The organism is Ruania halotolerans, assembly GCF_021049285.1.
In the GTDB taxonomy this organism is placed as follows: domain Bacteria; phylum Actinomycetota; class Actinomycetes; order Actinomycetales; family Beutenbergiaceae; genus Ruania; species Ruania halotolerans.
The window spans coordinates 3,057,992-3,074,759 of record NZ_CP088017.1; the positions used below are offsets into that span (position 1 = coordinate 3,057,992).

Here is a 16,768-nt window from a genome sequence, read left to right on the forward strand (position 1 = left end):
CGTCTGCAAGTGACGAGCCGTCGCTACACTTGCTGGGCATGGGCGGAATTCGCATCGGCGCTGATACCAGGATCGACGGCGTGCTTGACGCCACGCTAGACCGGGTCCGTGCACTTCTAGAAGACCCTCCGACACCAGGTGGCGGCTTCTGGCTTGCCGGGCCGTATGAGCTGTACCGCAACGACGAGCGGGTCCTGCCCGACCCGTCGCACGGGCACCAGCGCCTATGGGTATCCACGAGCCAGCAGGTGTCGCTGTGGTACGACCGGCCGCTGCACGACGACCCGGACGTGGTCGCCGAGGACGAGACCACGGTCTACATCGGCTGACCGGGTTCGACCCTGGGAGTTTGCAACCGCTTCAGGCCCTTCACGGCGCCGGTCAGGTTATCCACCGACTTCCTGATGTGATGGAGTGATCCGTCGGGGGCGTCCCGAGACTCTCGCCAATCGTTCACGTCCAGGTTGAACTCGACTGGGTCAAGAGGGCCGTGAGGCCCATGTCCCTCGATTCGCACTCGGTACACCTGGGGCGCGTCATCGGCCAGCAGCCGGTGGCCTGGACCGATGGACCAACGGACCACGCGCCCGGGTGAGAGTGAGCGAATGCCGTTGGCAAGACGGCGTTGCGCTGCTTCAACTCGAGCGCCGTACTCGGTGCCCTCCACGAGCGGCGGCGAGAACACCACACGGACGTCCGTCGCAACAGTCGTTCCTGAGTTGGCGAGCACGATGTGCAGCATCGTGCCCTGCTGCATGTCGGGCAACACATCAGCCCAGACGTACGGCTGCACCGCCTGCCGCGCGAGTTCGCGCTGGAGTTCAGTTTGCGCACGCTGCACCTCGGTCTGGTCCTCCGCCGCCTTGGCCTGTCGCTTGGCTGAGTTCGCAGCGCGGGCGGTGTAGAGCAGAGCCACAACCGCCACGACAGCGCTGACGAGAGCTACCCACGCTGCACCATCCATAGTCTGGATGTTGGCACAGGCCCTCCAAACGAGGGAAGGGGCGTTGCCATCACGGCGTTGCAGCATCGACGGAGCCGTGGTCCGGCAGGGCTCCTGCGCGCGACCATGACCCCCATCCTCTCGCGCGCGCGAGAGGCGTACCGGGCCCTGGCGGCGGTAGAGGCCAGGCCCTTTAGGCCGCTCTCGGTCCGTCTCGTGAAACCTCGTGGGGGTATGACAGAGCCCCTCCACCCGGGCGACGAGTGAAGGGGCTCTGCCGGTCCGGTCAGGCGCCGCTCAGCGCCATCCGGACGGCGTCGTGCGCCTTCGTCACGTCCAAGTTGAACCTGCCCTCGACGCGGGCCACCAGCTGATTGCGGGTGAACTTATCGCCGGACGTGCCCCACTCGGCCCGGACTCCGGCTCCGTCGGTGGAGAGCTGGACCGAGTCGGCGCCGACCACGTAACCGTCTCCGGTGGCGAGGCCCGGCACCACCACGTAGCGGGTGCCACAGACTGTCGACGCCGCCGGGTCAATGGCCCCGCCGAGGTCGAACGCACCCGAGGCGTTGCGGTTGGTTTCCAACCCGAGCGCGTCGGTCGCGGACAGGTGGCCAGCCTTGGCACCACCGTCGCCCCGTCCGCTGATCGCCTGTACGAGCGCGGCGCTCCGCTCGGCCGCTTCGATATTGGCCTTGAGCTCCTTGCCCTTGGCGAGGTGACCATCGAGCTCCGCCTTCTCGGCGTGGGTGAGGTCACGGTTGGCGCTCTTGGCGCCGTCGAGGATGTCGGTCGCGGCCTTGATGGTGGCGGCGAGCTGCTGCTTGAGGTTCACGGTGAACCTCTTCCTGCCCCAGGTGTCGGGGCGGTAGCGCCCACGGGGCGCGATGAGTGAGGAACCCGCTGACGGCCACCGACGGACGCGGCACTGGAGGCACGCGCTGGCCGGGGGCAAGCACAGATCGAGCGGGGTTTGTGAAGACGAACGGGCTGACCCTCTGCTCCGCAGACGCGGCCCGTGGGCTCCTCGGCCTCAAGCGTCGGTATGACCGCTGACTTGCACTCACGGCGGTCCGGCCTTGTCCCGGAGGATCCTCGGCCGGACCGGACCGCTACACCTACTATGCCTCGCACAGGCGCGCTATCGCGGCTCAACCCGCAAACATCCGCATCCCAGTGGTCCGCCGCCTCCGGGCGAGCCCACACACCGCCTCCGCCTCGCCGGTCAGATCGCGGCGAGTGGTGATCCGCATCGTGTGCTGGGCGTCATGCGGCGCGCGCAGAGTGGATCTGCAGAGCCAGGGCGAGAGACCGCCGTCGGCAATCACGCGCACCTCGCCCCAGGCAGCCGCCCCGCCGCAGTGAGACCCAAGCGACCCCAGAATCACCCGGGCGCTCGGCTGGAGTCCACCCCATCAGCGGTGCTCATCGTGCTGTATCGGATATCGCTGATGATGGCCGCGGCGTCGTCGCGGATCTCCGGGTAGAGCAGCCATCTCACCATCACGCTGCCCCCGGCGCGACGACCGCGCGACGCCTGATCCCCGCAGCGGTCCCGAACAGCACCGCCAGCGCGGCAGCGACCACTGGCACGATCAACGCCCGCTGATAGTCCACGGCACTCGCATCGGCATGGTGGCCACCGGCCAGCACGATGGTGACCACGGACACCCCGAGGGCCGCGCCGAACTGGAAGGCGGTGTAGACCACGCCGCCGGCGACCCCGTGCTCACCCTCGGCCACCCCTTCGGCGGCCGCCGAGGTGAGCGGACCGTAGACGAGCGCGAACATCACCGCCACCAGTACTAACGAGGGGAACAGTTCCCAGTACCCCCAGGCGTCATCGAGCCGAAGCGCCAGTGCGAACGCGGCGAGCCCAGCCAGCAAGCCTGCCACCATCACCGCAACATTGCCGAACCGGGCCACGAGCCGGTGCGTGAGTAGGGGTGCCAGGAGCATGTCCAGGCCCATCACTGCGAAGGTCAGACCTGTCGCGAGCGGGCTCCAGCCCCGGAACTCCTGCAGGTACAGGGTGATCACGAACTGGAACGCGAAGAACGCGCCAACGAACAGCAGCCCGGCCATACTCACGCGAAGCAGCAGACCCTCGCGTAGCACTCCCAGGCGCAGCAGCGGATCGCGCACCCGGCGCTCGATCGTCACGAAGACCGCCAACAGCACCGCCGCTACTGCCAGGGCGGCGAGTCCGGACCGCACATCCTGTTCTTCGCCCAGGGTCACGATGCCGTAGATCAGCGCGATCATCGCCAGCGTGAGGGTGATCGCTCCACCGACGTCGAATCCTGCCCGCGGCACGGTGGAAGCCACATCGGCCCGGATCACCTTCCGGCCCGCCAGCCACAGCAAGGCACCAATGAGGACCGGTGCGAAGAACACCCACCGCCAGCTGGCGTTGGTGAGCAGGCCGCCGACCATGACGCCGAGCGTGAACCCGCCCGCGCCGATTGCTCCGTAGATCGCGAGTGCTCGATTGCGTAGTGGCTCCTCGGGAAAGCTCGTGGTGAGCAGGCTGAAGCCCGCTGGTGTCATGAACCCGGCGGTGGCACCCGTGACGAATCGGGCGAGGATCAACACCCAGGCGTCCTGCGCAAGTCCACCCAGACCGGAGAAGAGGACGAAAAGCACCAGGGCGGCGAGGAACACCCGACGCCGTCCCAACAGATCGGCGGCGCGGCCGCCGAAGATCATGAAACCGCCGTAGGCCAGCACATAGGCGCTGATCACCCAGTGCGCCGATCCGCTGGCGAGGCCGATGTCGGCAGCGATGGCGGGGATCGCGACGTTGAGCATCGCGATGTCGATCCCCTCAAGGAACAGGGCACCGCACACCACTACCAGGACCGCCCAGGCCGCCCGCCTTGTCTGCGCGGGTGCTGGCGACTGCGTCGCCACTGTTTCGCTCACGACCATCTCCTTGAATATGCCCACAGTCACTACTTGTAACCAAGAGGATGATGGGTCACCATTGAGTGATGGCACAAGAAGGCACTATGAGGTCACCCGGTCTCCCTGAGGTAACCGACCCGGCGCCCGCGTCAGCAGCGGACGAGAAGAAGTGGGAGGCATTCCAGTGGGACGCGAGGGAAGACTGTGAGGTCCGGCAGATCCTGGACCGCATTGCCGACAAGTGGTCCTTGCTGGTGATCGCACTCCTGGAGGAGGAGACGCTGCGGTTCGGCGAGCTCGCCCGCAAGGTCGACGGCATCAGCAAACGCATGCTGACTGTGACTCTTCGCAACCTCGAACGCGACGGCCTGATCCAACGCACTATCTACGCTGAGGTTCCGCCTCGCGTCGAGTACCGCCTCTCACCCCTGGGGTGCACGCTTATCGGCACCATCCAAGCCCTCGTGTTGTGGACCGAAGAACACCAGCAGCAGATCATCGCCGCCAGAGCAGCCTTCGATGCACAACTCGAGGCCCGCGCCGAACCAACGAACTGAGCGGGATTCGTGGCAGCACGCACAACGTCAGCTCCGCGGCCGACGCCGATTCACGCCGAAGGCATCCCAACTCCTACAGTGAGCCGGCCCTTGGTCGCGCTCACGCGCTCCTGCGATTCGTCTCGGTGAGGCAGACTCGATTGACGATGGTGACACTCTTCTGGGGCAACCGTGCCCCGACGGCCCACTATCGTGATCGTGCTCGACGAGCCTCGGGAGGTGTACACGGTGAGCAACGCACCTGACCTCGACGACGCCACAGAGATCACGGCGGAGGATGCCGACGCGTTGGCGCGTGTGCGAGCCGGTGACGTCGAGGCGTTCTCGCAGATCTACCGGCGCCACCAACGCGCCGCGCTCGCGACCGCCCGCAGGGTCGTGGGTGAGTCCGCGGCAGACGACGCCGTGCAGGTCGGATTTCTGCAGGTGTTGCAAGCTGTACGCGCTGGCGGCGGACCCCGCGACCATGTCCGGGCCTACATCACCACTTCTGTTCGGCGGGCCGCTGTACGTATGCACTCTCGTGGCCGTCGAGACGGTCTTGAGGCCGGGGATGTGTTCGACTCGCGCGAGGAGGCAGCACCCCAGTCTGAAGGTCTCGTGCTCGACCGGCTCCTCCTTGTCCAGGCGTTCGGAACATTGCCTGAGCGGTGGCGGCAGATCCTCTGGCTCGTGGATGTGGAGGGCCGCCCGCTTGCTGAGGTGGGGGCCGAGTTCGGGCTGAACGCCAGCGCCGCAGGCGCACTCGCCTATCGCGCCCGAGAGCGGCTGCGCACCGCGTGGCTTGAGTCCCACCTCAACTCCGCGAGTGCACCTCCTGAGTGCCGAGGTGTGGTCGACTCGCTCGCGTCCTGGCAGCGCGGAAAGCTGACCGCCCGACGATCCCGCGTCGTCGAGGATCACCTCGAGGACTGTGCGCGTTGCCGAGCAGTGCTCTTCGATCTCACTCATGCGGCCGCTCGCCTCAACCAGGCAGGACTCGCCCTCATCCTCGCCGGTGTCGTTCCGAACCTCGCGCTGCCTGCCAAGGGGCCGCTGCACGTCTCCCGGCCGCGCGGGAAGGCGATCGTCGCGGCCGCGGTGGTCGCGGTGCTCCTCACGATCCTCATTCCCGCCATTGCGACCGACCAGTCGCCTCCGCCGCGCAACCCACCGGCCGCGGTCGCGCCCTCACAAGATGCCCCGACCACAGACGCGGACTCGAGTGCAGGCGCGGGAACGGGCTCAGACACCGGTCGCGGATCGATACAGGGGACCGGCCCGCTCCCCGAGGATCCGACGGCAGGACAACCGGAACCGGACGACCCAGCCGACGGTGCCACGACGGAACCCGTGGCACCGCAACCGCCCCGCACGACGACTCCAGACTCCTCGCCTGAGCCCGACACCACCCCGAGCCCAGAACCGACCGACTCTTCGGTGGAACTCGACCCACCGACCATCACGGCGTTCAACGCAGCCGCCTACCATGTGATCCCTCTCCTCGAGGGAACAGGAGTACCTGGAGCCGACGTGGAACTCGTGGACGGCCAGGGTGCGGTCGTCGCCACAGCCGTGGTGGGAGCTGACGGAACATGGTCGGCCCTGCCTGAAGACGTTCCGGCCGGGGACGGGATCACTTTTCGTGCCCGCCATGTCGATGGCGATCAGGTCTCCGCACTCAGCGAGGCAAGCGGGCCGGTGGACTTTCTCGCCCCGTTGATCACCAGCATCGACGAGGGCGACGAGGTGCCGTTGGAGAACTCCGACGTCAACAGCAACGGCGAACTCGACGACGTCATCGTCACCATCGTCGCGGATGCTGGGCACGGCATCCAGTTCCGGAACAACGGCGCGCTCGCGACCGCTGTTCACGAGGCCACGGGCTCGCCCACCAACTTCGTCAGCAGCCCGCAGGCAGTCGGGCCGTCGACTCTCGAGATTCGCTACGTCGATCTCGATTCAGGTGCCGAAGGCGCATGGAACTCAGTGAGCTTTCAGGTGATCGACCCGTAAGCGAGGATGCGCGCTCAGCGCCGAAGCACGGCGATCTAGCGGACCGCGGGGGTTAGGGGGCCCGGCGTTCCTTCGCCTTCTCCCACGCCGTCAACTGCCGCTCCAGGCCGCGCATCAGTTCCCACGCCTGCGCGGTGGGGATCCGAACGCGAGCAACCACCTCGGCGGAGCTTCCCTCACTCGCCGGTGGCGCCGTCATCGTGCTGAAATCGAGAACGAACGAGTCGGATGTGTGCCACAGCCGCGCGAAGTCCGCGAAGACTCCCACGTGCATATCCTCTGGAACGGTGATCGCAAGGTCGCGCTTTTCTGAGTTCACTGAGCCTCCACTCGTGACGTACCCGGATGACGAACCACCATCGTCGCAGGTACTCCTCATCACTCGTCGGCATTAGCACCGTACCGGCCACCCCAGCCGTCAGCACCTCTACGGGCGCGCGGCGCCGACACCTCGAGACCAGGTCCGTGAGCTCGCCTGTGACACATCTCATAGCCCTTTCGCGTGGTCAACGTGCGCCTGACGGTGTCTCACATAACGACGCCACCGCCTACCGGATTCGAGGAACTGACGTGAAAGGGCCACCACCGGAACCCGTACCGGATTCACCATGACGCACGAGATCCCCACTCTTCATCGACCTGCCCATATCGACCGCGCCCAGTGGTACTGCTGGGTGCTGAGTCAGTTCGTCTCCCCCGAGGCGTGGGAACTGCTCACCACCACAGAAGCAGAAGACCTGGCCGCGATGATCGATCGCGTCTCCGCGGCGGTGAACGCGGCTCAGCCCGATGTCGATCCGTCACTCCTCTACGACTCGTTCGAGAACCCTTCCGGCCACAACGCTCGCTAGATCGAGATCGACGACCCGCCCGCACCCTGCGTGTGGACGAGTGGCAGGAACTCCGTGTTCCACGCCTCGGCCAGAAATTTCTCTGCACCCTCGGCGGTTCGCGGTCGGTGGATCGCAAAATCCAGCAACGTCACGCCGAGTGCTTCTCGGACAATCGCGTGCGCGCGAGTCTCCTGGGCGCGAATCGCTGTGTCCTGGTCGGAACCGATCAACTGGTCGACATGCGTAGCCAGCCTCTGCACAATGCGATTCGCGAGCGGCGTGCCCTCACCGATGCTACGGAATGCGTAGTGCAGGTAGGGCACCAGCATCGATCGATCGCATCCATGCAGCTTCGCCGCGCCTTGGGCACCGAAATAGGTCGGGAGTGCGTGGTCGATCACCGCGGCAACCCGACGGTCACACTCGTCCCGAAGGCCGTTCTTGCCGCCGAAGTGATATTGCACGAGTCCGGTTGCCGCGTCCGCACGAGCGGCGATCGAGCGGATACCCACGCCGAACCCCTGGAGCCCGAACACGGCGAGGGCGGCGGAGATGACGCGCTCTTTGGTCGGCGGCGTCGAAGGCGTGGTCGGACGTATCGGCACTGTGCAGTTCCTCCGCATCTCAGGCGCGCCGGGTCCTCACCGGCAACGGTGCCGGGATGTCCGGCTACCTACTCAGACACAGCGGACGGCATCGGTATGACGCGGCGAACGGAGAGAGATACATCACGCGATGCTGGATCGTGGTGCCACAAGGACAGCTGCGGTCAGTCACCGACAACGGTGATCGAGACAGTCACCAGGTGGCCATAACGCCCATCTGCCGGGTCGACGTATCGCACACCGATGGTGTGCTGGCCGGGCTCGAACCATCGAGCGGTCCGGTTCACGGACCCTCCGTTAAGTTCGATCACATTTCCCGAAGGGCTACCGTTGAAGAACGTCTCGATACTCGCGCCGTCGGGCCCTGAGTAGCGCAATTGCGGTTCTGGGACGCCATTGGTGATCACCTCGACCCTCGGCACGTCAAGGACGAACGGACCAACGGGATCGCTCGCCACGGATACGCCGTCCGGGGTCTCCTGCATGGCCACCACGGTCGTCTGTGACTCCTCCTGAGGAATGTCAACGACAGCCATCCACTCCCCCGTGCTCGCGGCCACCGTGCGCGCGAACTCGGCGCCCGTCTCGGTCGACGTAAGTACCACGATCGCCCCGGGTTCGGCATCACCGGCAAGGCGCGGCATCACCATCCCGTGGCCATCATCGACCGTGAGGATGCGCGGTGCGGCAGGAAGCTCGACACCGTCGGGCTCCGGATCTTCGACCAAGTCCGCAGGTTCGGGTTCGGGCTCGGGCTCCATCGTGGACCCCGTCGCCGATTCGTTCGCCGACGGCGTGGGGGGCCGATCAAGGTCAGGTTCGCCTGACCCATCCGGTTCCAGAGGGCCGTTCACGCGCACCGCTGGTGCGTCACCATCGGCAGGGTCGGGATTCTCTACGGACGGCGGAGCAGCGTTGACCACCGGTACATCGAACGCGGAGACGTACTCGGCGGTCGCTGAGACTCGCACCTGTTCAGAGACGCCTTGGGCCGGCTCGACCGCTGCCTGCGCTTGTGGGTGCGCGCTCGTGTCGCCCTCGAAGGGCACGAACGTGATCGCGGCCACCACGACGAGGGACGCCGCAGCGAGCATGCCCGCACCTCCTGAGATCCCCGCTCCCGTGCTGGCACTCGCCGCGCCCACAGGTTCGAGCACTGCACCGGCACCGGCACCGCTCGCGGCTGCCTCCCCGCCCGTGAGGGCCAGTGCGGCCGGGCCGAGCAATAGCGGCAGCAGCACGATGTCGAGACGTTGCGCAACGTGGTCGATCTCCTCGACGAGAATCGCGCACTTCACACAGTGAGTGAGGTGATCCTGCACCCGGTGCCGATCGCGACGCCCCAGGGCATCACGCGTGTAGGCGCCCAGATGCTCGACTGTCCATCGACAGCAATCCTCGACGCCGTCAGCCGCAACGTGCGCCTGCAACCAGGCGCTGCGCAGACCTTCGCGTGCGCGGCAGGCCAGCGCCGAGGCGGCCCGAGGAGTAATACCAAGATGCAGGGCTGCTTCCCTGGCAGGCATTCCCTCGACCTCCGTATACCAGAGAATCGTCTGCCACTCCGGGCGTAGTTTGGCGAATGCTCGGCCAGTCAGGGTGCGGTCGAGCGCAGCGTCCTCGAAGACTGCGTCAGGATCGGCCTGGGTACTGAGATCGTCCACGGCAGTGGTGGCGTGATCAGTTCGCGCCCAGTTCATGGAGATGCTGCGGATCGTCGCGTACATGTAGGGGCGGAAATGCTCGCTCGGTCCCTTCCCCCGGCGAATCGCCGAGAGGATGCGTACGAACGCCTCCTGGACCAGGTCATCGGCATCGAACCGGTCGGTCACCTTCCGAGCGGCACGGACTCCCGCTGCACCGTGGCGGGACCACAGCTCCGCGAAAGCCGTCTCGTCGCCAGAACGCACGGATTCGACCAGATCCAGATCGGAACGTCCTAGTGCCGACGCGCGCAGACCCATGCTCGTGCTGGTATTCGTGTTCATGTTCTCGCACCTCCTCTCATTCAGACGGATCCATCGGGGTCGTGACTGGGCGACGTGCCCCTAGTGATCAAGAGACATAGGGAAGGGATCTCATGACGCGGCCCGGACAAACGCCTGAAGGAGTCGCCGACATGTCAGTCCGTGTGAAGCGGCCCTCCTACCGCAATAGGCAGGAGGGCCGCTCACATGGGTTCGACTTCCGGGAGCCTCTACTCCCTCCCGTCTGCCAAACGCCGGCTACCTCTTGCGACCATCACGACCGCGCCACCCATGATCAGGAGCACGAGCGCAATGAGCACCAGCGTGGCCACCTGCGCGCCTGTGTGCGGAAGTCCCGGGGTTTCCGGTTCGTCCGGTGTGGCGCAGGCGTTGGCTTGGTCGCTGAGGCCGTTGTGGTTGAGTCCGGCGACGTTGGTGAATCCGGTGTTTCCGTCGGAGTCGCCGTCCTCGCAACTGAACGTGCTGGCATTGGTCTGATCCTCATCGAGGGTCGAGGTGACTTGCACCTGGTAGGTGTGGGTCACATCGGCTCCCAGGGCCACATCAGTGGCGACCACGTTCGCGGGAGCACCTTCGTCGCCTTGACCGGTCCACGATGGTGATGCGCTCACTCCCTCGGGTGTGGACGTCACGGTCGCGGAGGTGATGGTGATCCCGGCGCCGAAGCGCAGCTGATCGGTGAGGGTATAGAGACCCTCGGTAGCTCCATCGTTGGTCGCGGTGATCTCATACGTGATCGTCCACTCGCCATTGGCGTCCACGACCGGGTCACCACTGACCTGCTTAGCGATCTCGATCGAGGGCAACGCCGCACAGTCGGTATCGGTGGACTCGTTCCCGTTCTCATCGGTCAGGGTGGCTGCGTTGTTCAGTCCCTGCTCGAGCGAGTTCGACCCGCCTGGTTCAGTACAGGCCGGCGATCCGGTGCCATCGGCATCGGGCTCATCGAACTGCAACGGAACATCAGCGACCACCGTGACCGTGTACACGTGCGGCGCGTAGTCGTCGGCGTCGAGCCCAGCGATCGTCACGTCTGTGGCGATGCGCGTGTTCCCGTCTCCGTCGAACGCGTCCTCGAGGGTGACACCGGCGGGACCGGCGACCTGCACCCCAGCGACAGTGACCTCCTCAGCGAAGAGGAACTCATCATCAAGGTCGTAGGAGGTGGCCTCCCCGCCGACGTTACCGACGGTGAGGTCGTAGACGACCTCCCACTGCCCGCCACCCACAGGGGTAGCAGTGACCAGTTCCTTATCCAGGGTCGGCTTACCGGGCAGGATGCACTCCTCGTCTTCGTCCTCGATGCCGTTCCACTCGACCGTGGCCTGGTTGTCCAGGGCGCCGGGTGCTGGGCCACCATCAGCAGTGGTGCAGACACCATCGGTGGGGACCTCGACGTCGAACAGGTCGGCCGAGTACCGCACGCTCACCTCATAGGTGTGCTGCACCGGTCCCTCCACAGCGCCGGCGATGGGCTGATCGGTCACGATGACCGTGTCCTCGATGCCATCGAAGCCATCGTTGAGGACGGCCTCCGGTGCGTCGGTGGTGACTTCCTGGACACCAACAACCTCGATCCCTTCACCCGGAGCCAGGGTGTCACTCAGGTCATAGAGGCCTGCACCTTCACCGGAGTTGGTCACCAGCAGCTCGTAGGTGACGTCGTAGACACCGTCCTGGTCCTCGACTGGCATCACCGGCCCCGCGAGGGACTTGATGATGGTGATCAACGGAAGCGGGGCGCATACGTCGTCGTCCCGGTCTTCACCGTTATGAGTCAGCTCGGTCGAGTTCGCCAGACCACCGCTCTGGCCCGATCCGGGCTCCGGGCACTCCAGGGCTTCCGGTGTGACCGTCGCCAGGTCGAGGGAGACAGTGACGTCCACCTGGTAGGTGTGCGCACTCTCCTCCGGCAAGGTCACGTCGGTGGAGATGACATTCTCCGCCGCGCCTTCCTCACCCAGCCCGGTCCACCCGGCGTTCGTCTCGACACCGTCAGGCATCACGACGACCCCGGCCTCCTCAACAACGATGCCCTCGCCGTACAGCAACCGGTCGGTGAGGTCGTAGTCACCCGCAGCACCACCAGTGTTGGTGGCCACCAGCTCGTAACTGATCGTCCACGTCCCATCACCATTAGGCAACGGTCCGTCGCTGATCGTCTTCGCGATATCGATCAACGGCAACGAGGCACAGACCTCGTCCTCGTCCACGATCCCGTTGTGGTCGAGTTCGGTCGAGTTCGCCAAACCACCGTTCTCGCCCGATCCGGGCTCGGGGCACTCCAACACCGACGCATCGATCGTGTCCTCATCCAGCTGGACGATCACCTCGATCTGGTAGGTGTGCACGCCATCCATCTCGAGCGTGACGCCGGTGGCCACGACGTTCTCCGCCGCGTCCACCTCGCCCTGCCCGCTCCAGTCAGCGTTCGTGGTCACACCCTCAGGCGCCGTGATGATCGCGGCACTGGTGATCTCGATGCCCTCGCCGTACTGCAACCGGTCAGCCAGGTCGTAGTCCCCGGCTGCGCCGCCAATGTTCTCGGCCACCAGGTCATACGTGATCGTGAACGTCCCATCACCATTAGGCACCGGACCGGACGAGATCGACTTCTCGATCACGATCGCCGCCACCGAGGTGCATTCCTCATCGGCCTCAGTGAGGTCGTTGTGCTCGATCTCGGCCGTGTTGGCCAGACCACCACCCTCCCCGCCGGGCTCGGCCGGGCAAGCACCCACATCCGGGGGACCTTCAATGCCCTCGGCCATCCCGAGCACGACCTCGACCTGATAGGTGTGCACACCACCACCAGGCAGGCTCACACCCTCAGCGATCACGTTCTCCGCAGCGCCCTCGGCGCCCAGACCCGTCCAACCCGCATTCGCGCTCACACCATCGGGGGTGGTGGTGATCGTCGTCGAGACGACATCAAGGTCACCGCCGGCGCTCATCCGGTCCGAGACGTCGTAGTCGCCGGCAGCAGCACCATCGTTCGTGGCAACCACGTCATAGTTCACCGTCCACGTCCCGTCACCGTTAGGCACGGGGCCGTCAGTGATGGACTTGTCGATTCCGATCGAGGGCAACTCCGCACAGGCCCAGTCGTCCTCGGTCTCACCATTGGACTTGGTCAACTCGGAGGTGTTCGTGAACGCCCGATCCGTCGCGTCACCCTCCTCACCACACGCGGTCGGGTCATCCGCACCCGAACCCGCACCATCGAGCTGCAACGGCACATCAGCCACGACCGTCACCTCATACACATGCGGGGCATACTCCGGGTTGTCCATGCCCTCGATCTCGGCAAAGTCAGTGATCGGCAGGTTCTCCTGCCCATCCCACGCCGGATCGGACAACACCACATCATCAGGCGATTCTGTGACTTCCGCTGAAGTGATCGTGGCCTGATCGGTGAAGTGCAACTCATCGGTCAGCGAGTAATCAGTAGCCGGTGTCTCGATGCTCTCCACGGTGATCTCGTAGACGATCTCCCACTGCCCGTCACCGATCGGAGTAGCCGAGACCAACTCCTTGGAGTGCTCCGTGTCGCCCCGCGGGGTGAACCCAGCCGGATCACAGTTGATATCCGGGGCCAACGGGTCACCATTCTCATCCACCGAGTCATCCGGGATCGCGGCCTCAGCACACGCCGTGTTCACCACAGCGTCCTCACCAACCGGCTCCTCCAGCACGATCTCGTACTCGTGGCTCTCTTCCGCACCCGGGGCGAGCGAATCAATCGTGAACGCGCCCAACTCCGGCTGCAGATCATCAGAGACCACAATGTCAGTCAACGTGCCCTGACCCGTGTTAGTCACCACCACCCGGTAACGCACCGTGTCACCAATATGGAACTCCGGATACGTCACCGGATCATTCGCGTCATGCCACACACCATCAACATCCTGAACATACTTCTTCAGGTTCGCCGAATAGTAGGTGGCGATCTGCGTCTCGGCCGAGGTCCGCATCACCAGGCGCGTGTTCTCCGCCCGGCCCTGCGCCCGGTTCACCAGCACATCGCCACTATCCATCCCCTCAGTGACAATCGGGACAGTGAAATTGAACGCACCCCGCGGCTCCAACTCATCAGTAATGACCCGCACCGCAGTCGCATCCGCATCGAAGGTCGTCGACCAACCCACCGTATTCCCCGCCGGATCACCCGCCGCACCATTCGTCAGGTCAGCTGGGTCATCCGACAACGTCGCCGGATCCGCGGTCGTGTAATACACCGTCGCGCCCATACTCACCAACACCGGACCACTGAGCTGATAGGTCCCGGCCATATCAGTCCCGCGACCATCACCGTTATACGGCAAGATATCGATCGTGTCCGTGAACACCTGCGCCGAGGGATCCTCCGAGACCACATCAACCGTCCACGAACCCTCACCCACACCATCGCCGCTCACATTCGGAATGAGCTCCTGATCCGCCGTCTTCACAATCGACGTGGAGCCGGCCGTGTTCACCGTCACCGCCGCCGTCGCCGGATCACTCGTGATCCCGCCGATCTCACCAGTGACCGAGTTCACCAACCGGTCACCACCATCAACATCCTCAGAAATGTCCACCTCATACGACCAGGTGTTCGTCGTATTCGTCGGCACATCATCAATAACCCACGTCAAAATCTGCTGACCCTCAGGACCAGTCGAGATATCCGGCTCCTGCGGCGCCGAACCAGACACATACGTCGCGTTGACCGGCATCGTGTCTTCCAACACATACCCATCCACCGTCTCCGCGATAGAACCCGTGCCCTGAGCGGTATACAACAGATTGAACGTCGCCGAACCACCCGGATCCACCGTCGAAGGGTCAACCTCCTTAGCCACCACCGGAGTCACCGTCGAAATCCGCAAAATGTCGCGGTGTGACGCTGCGAACGGATAACGCGCAGGCGCCGGCGTCAACGTCCCCGCAAGAGGCACATCAGCCGCGTTCATACTCCGATTCGGATAGTGCCACGCCGCCTGGGATCCCGCACCTCGGTTGGCGGACCACGTCCAAATGTCCTGCCCCGCCTCAGCGTCAGCATCGACCACCTGCGTCACCCGCAGCGTGGGCCGCATCGCGTAGGTGACCTCTTCACCGACACCGACATCAAAGATCGTGCGCACCGCACGCACCGTCGACAGATCAGTCGGCAATGTCGTGGTCCAGTTCAAGTTCTCGTTGCCGCACGGCTCCATACCATTCGGATCGGCATAAGGATCGGCGTTCACCAAATACTCGATCGTTGTATCGAGCGGCGCGTGACCATTGTGAGCATCCGTGACAGTCTCACCCGTATACGTCACGTACTCCGAGTCCAGGATGGTGCACAACCCGCCCTGAGTCGCAGTCCTATCAGTGTTGGCATAGTTCACCGCAGAGTTCGACTGCACCTCGGTACCCGGTGCCACCCGATACTGATCCGTCCACACCCGCGCACTCGAATCGGTGTAGCTCGGCAACCAGTTGCCAACCCCGAAACCGCGAAGCCAGTTATTCGCCGAGGTGTTGTTCGACGCATCATCCTCACTCATCGCACCACCAGCAGAGACATACGTCGGCGCACTCGCCGCCAGATTCAGCTGCCCTGAGTTCGTTTCCGTGAGAACCCGGAACTGCACCTCACCCGAAGCCACGGCCACCTCAGCCACCGGCAACGAACCACCAGTCGAATCCTCAGTCGGCACCTGCAGATGGCTGTAATCAATACCAGTCAGCGTCATCTCGAACGTCGAACCATCGATCTGAGTCAACGTGCAGTCGTCCGCAAAAGGAGCGACCTGCTGCTCCGGGTGGTCCCCACCCGAATACGGGTGCCCCGTGGCTGTACCCGACGTGAACGCCGAACACGCCTCCGGCCCGACCTCCATCGCATCGCGAACCGTATTACTCATGTTCAGCGTGTATGTCACCGTGTCCGGCCCGTCGGGACTGAACGCACCGTGGAACAACGTCCAGTTGAACGACATGTCACGCCAGTTCGGGTCACTCACCGTCTTCCCGGCGTTCTCCGCCCAACGCATATCCATGAAGAACTGGTTCTGCACCGGGATCTCCGGCAACTCCGCCTGCTGATCAGCCACCGTGGCAGACATCGAGACAGTCTCGCCATCTTCAGCAGTGACCGTCACCGACGCGTTCAGCCGCAGCGCCGTCCCCTCATCAAACGTCCCCCCGTTACACACCAAAGTCGCGCCATCATCGATGATCGCCGACTCCGGATCGAGCGACGGATCATCCTCGTGAGTCAGACACGCAGGCGGGATCTCCTCGAACACCCCGCCGACCACCGTCATCGTGATCGTGACGTTGTCGACCGGTTCGTTGCCCGGGGCCGCAGCGTCATCATTGACGTTCGCCCACCAGGTCGCCGCGATCGAGTCCCCCGTCTGCACCGTGGCCGGCGTGTCGTCGTCCCACCGGCCCTCAAGCTCATACACCGTCGCCGCACGTGCGGGCGCCGCTGCGACCATGCTCGCGACCAACGCCCCCACCAAGGCGAGGGCCAGCACCGCCGCCCAGCGACGTACGACCAGCGCCCGCAGGGCAATCGCCCCGGACGCACCTCCTGCAACCAGTCTGGTCGATGCCATCATCGATTCCTCGTCTCTCTCGTCGTGCTCATGGCATTCGCCACCGCGTAAGCGCCTGCTGCGACCGGGCCAAGAACGCGCTCGGTCCGCGCGAGACGCACGAATCGACCGACGCGTACATTGCGCCGGGCCCGTACTCCGTGGTGTGTTGTCGGGTCTCCCCCACCGGACTGGGTGCCCCCTCGTGCTGAGCGGGCGGTGTGCTCGGGCCATGTCATGACTCGGGCTCCCTTCGGTCGTCTCACCTGGTGCCGGCGTGGCGCCGGCGATGCCGAGGAGCGGACGCGGGTACGCCGCTATCCGTTCTCGACCGTCAGGACACGCCTGAGACGCGCCTTCCACGC

At 64.9% G+C, this 16,768-nt stretch carries 11 protein-coding genes; 4 read left to right on the forward strand and 7 right to left on the reverse strand.

All coding sequences use genetic code 11. The features are described from left to right. The first annotated feature begins 38 nt into the window (after nucleotides 1-38). Entirely contained in the window at nucleotides 39-329 is a 291-nt protein-coding gene (locus LQF10_RS13715) for a hypothetical protein (protein ID WP_231064394.1), read from the forward strand. Here LQF10_RS13715 and LQF10_RS13720 read toward each other — a convergent pair. From LQF10_RS13720 to LQF10_RS13730, 3 genes are all read right to left on the reverse strand, one after another. Then, nucleotides 317-964, reverse strand: coding sequence for a DUF8453 domain-containing protein (locus tag LQF10_RS13720; protein WP_231064395.1), 648 nt, complete (start codon nucleotides 962-964; stop codon nucleotides 317-319). The two genes, LQF10_RS13715 and LQF10_RS13720, sit on opposite strands and share 13 nt — an antisense overlap. A gap of 265 nt (nucleotides 965-1,229) precedes the next feature. Beyond that, nucleotides 1,230-1,778 (reverse strand): hypothetical protein, encoded by a 549-nt coding sequence (locus tag LQF10_RS13725; protein ID WP_231064396.1) that lies wholly within the window; start codon nucleotides 1,776-1,778, stop codon nucleotides 1,230-1,232. A 668-nt stretch (nucleotides 1,779-2,446) separates the two neighbouring features. After that, the gene (locus tag LQF10_RS13730; protein WP_231064397.1) at nucleotides 2,447-3,868 is read right to left on the reverse strand and encodes an MFS transporter; all 1,422 of its coding nucleotides are present in this window, start codon (nucleotides 3,866-3,868) and stop codon (nucleotides 2,447-2,449) included. 86 nt (nucleotides 3,869-3,954) lie between these two features. On the opposite strand from LQF10_RS13730, the gene LQF10_RS13735 reads away from it, so the two are divergent. Together LQF10_RS13735 and LQF10_RS13740 are read left to right on the forward strand one after the other, a co-directional pair. After that, on the forward strand, nucleotides 3,955-4,407 hold the full coding sequence (locus tag LQF10_RS13735) for a winged helix-turn-helix transcriptional regulator (protein ID WP_231064398.1): 453 nt from the start codon (nucleotides 3,955-3,957) through the stop codon (nucleotides 4,405-4,407). A 228-nt stretch (nucleotides 4,408-4,635) separates the two neighbouring features. After that, nucleotides 4,636-6,402, forward strand: coding sequence for a sigma-70 family RNA polymerase sigma factor (locus LQF10_RS13740; RefSeq protein ID WP_231064399.1), 1,767 nt, complete (start codon nucleotides 4,636-4,638; stop codon nucleotides 6,400-6,402). Nucleotides 6,403-6,454: 52 nt separating this feature from the next. Here LQF10_RS13740 and LQF10_RS13745 read toward each other — a convergent pair whose 3' ends face one another. Continuing rightward, nucleotides 6,455-6,721: a DUF3467 domain-containing protein gene (locus LQF10_RS13745; protein WP_231064400.1), complete on the reverse strand. Its 267-nt coding sequence runs from the start codon at nucleotides 6,719-6,721 to the stop codon at nucleotides 6,455-6,457. Nucleotides 6,722-7,010: 289 nt separating this feature from the next. Between LQF10_RS13745 and LQF10_RS13750 the strand changes: the two genes are divergently transcribed. Next, nucleotides 7,011-7,253, forward strand: a complete 243-nt coding sequence (locus tag LQF10_RS13750; RefSeq protein WP_231064401.1) for a hypothetical protein — start codon at nucleotides 7,011-7,013, stop codon at nucleotides 7,251-7,253. On the opposite strand, the gene LQF10_RS13755 is transcribed toward LQF10_RS13750, so the two are convergent. From LQF10_RS13755 to LQF10_RS13765, 3 genes are all read right to left on the reverse strand, one after another. Beyond that, the gene (locus LQF10_RS13755; protein ID WP_231064402.1) at nucleotides 7,250-7,840 is read right to left on the reverse strand and encodes a TetR/AcrR family transcriptional regulator; all 591 of its coding nucleotides are present in this window, start codon (nucleotides 7,838-7,840) and stop codon (nucleotides 7,250-7,252) included. The genes LQF10_RS13750 and LQF10_RS13755 overlap by 4 nt on opposite strands. 164 nt (nucleotides 7,841-8,004) lie before the next feature. Next, nucleotides 8,005-9,828: a sigma-70 family RNA polymerase sigma factor gene (locus LQF10_RS13760; protein ID WP_231064403.1), complete on the reverse strand. Its 1,824-nt coding sequence runs from the start codon at nucleotides 9,826-9,828 to the stop codon at nucleotides 8,005-8,007. A gap of 209 nt (nucleotides 9,829-10,037) precedes the next feature. Further along, complete coding sequence (locus LQF10_RS13765) at nucleotides 10,038-16,424, reverse strand: DUF7507 domain-containing protein (protein WP_231064404.1); 6,387 nt, start codon at nucleotides 16,422-16,424, stop codon at nucleotides 10,038-10,040. Nucleotides 16,425-16,768: the final 344 nt, after the last annotated feature.

Coding starts and splice junctions, on each gene's coding strand:
- LQF10_RS13715 (WP_231064394.1), top strand. CDS start 39: ATGGGCGGAATTCGCATCGGCGCTGATACCAGGATCGACGGCGTGCTT.
- LQF10_RS13760 (WP_231064403.1), bottom strand. CDS start 9,828: ATGAACACGAATACCAGCACGAGCATGGGTCTGCGCGCGTCGGCACTA.
- LQF10_RS13765 (WP_231064404.1), bottom strand. CDS start 16,424: ATGGCATCGACCAGACTGGTTGCAGGAGGTGCGTCCGGGGCGATTGCC.
- LQF10_RS13750 (WP_231064401.1), top strand. CDS start 7,011: ATGACGCACGAGATCCCCACTCTTCATCGACCTGCCCATATCGACCGC.
- LQF10_RS13735 (WP_231064398.1), top strand. CDS start 3,955: ATGAGGTCACCCGGTCTCCCTGAGGTAACCGACCCGGCGCCCGCGTCA.
- LQF10_RS13720 (WP_231064395.1), bottom strand. CDS start 964: ATGGATGGTGCAGCGTGGGTAGCTCTCGTCAGCGCTGTCGTGGCGGTT.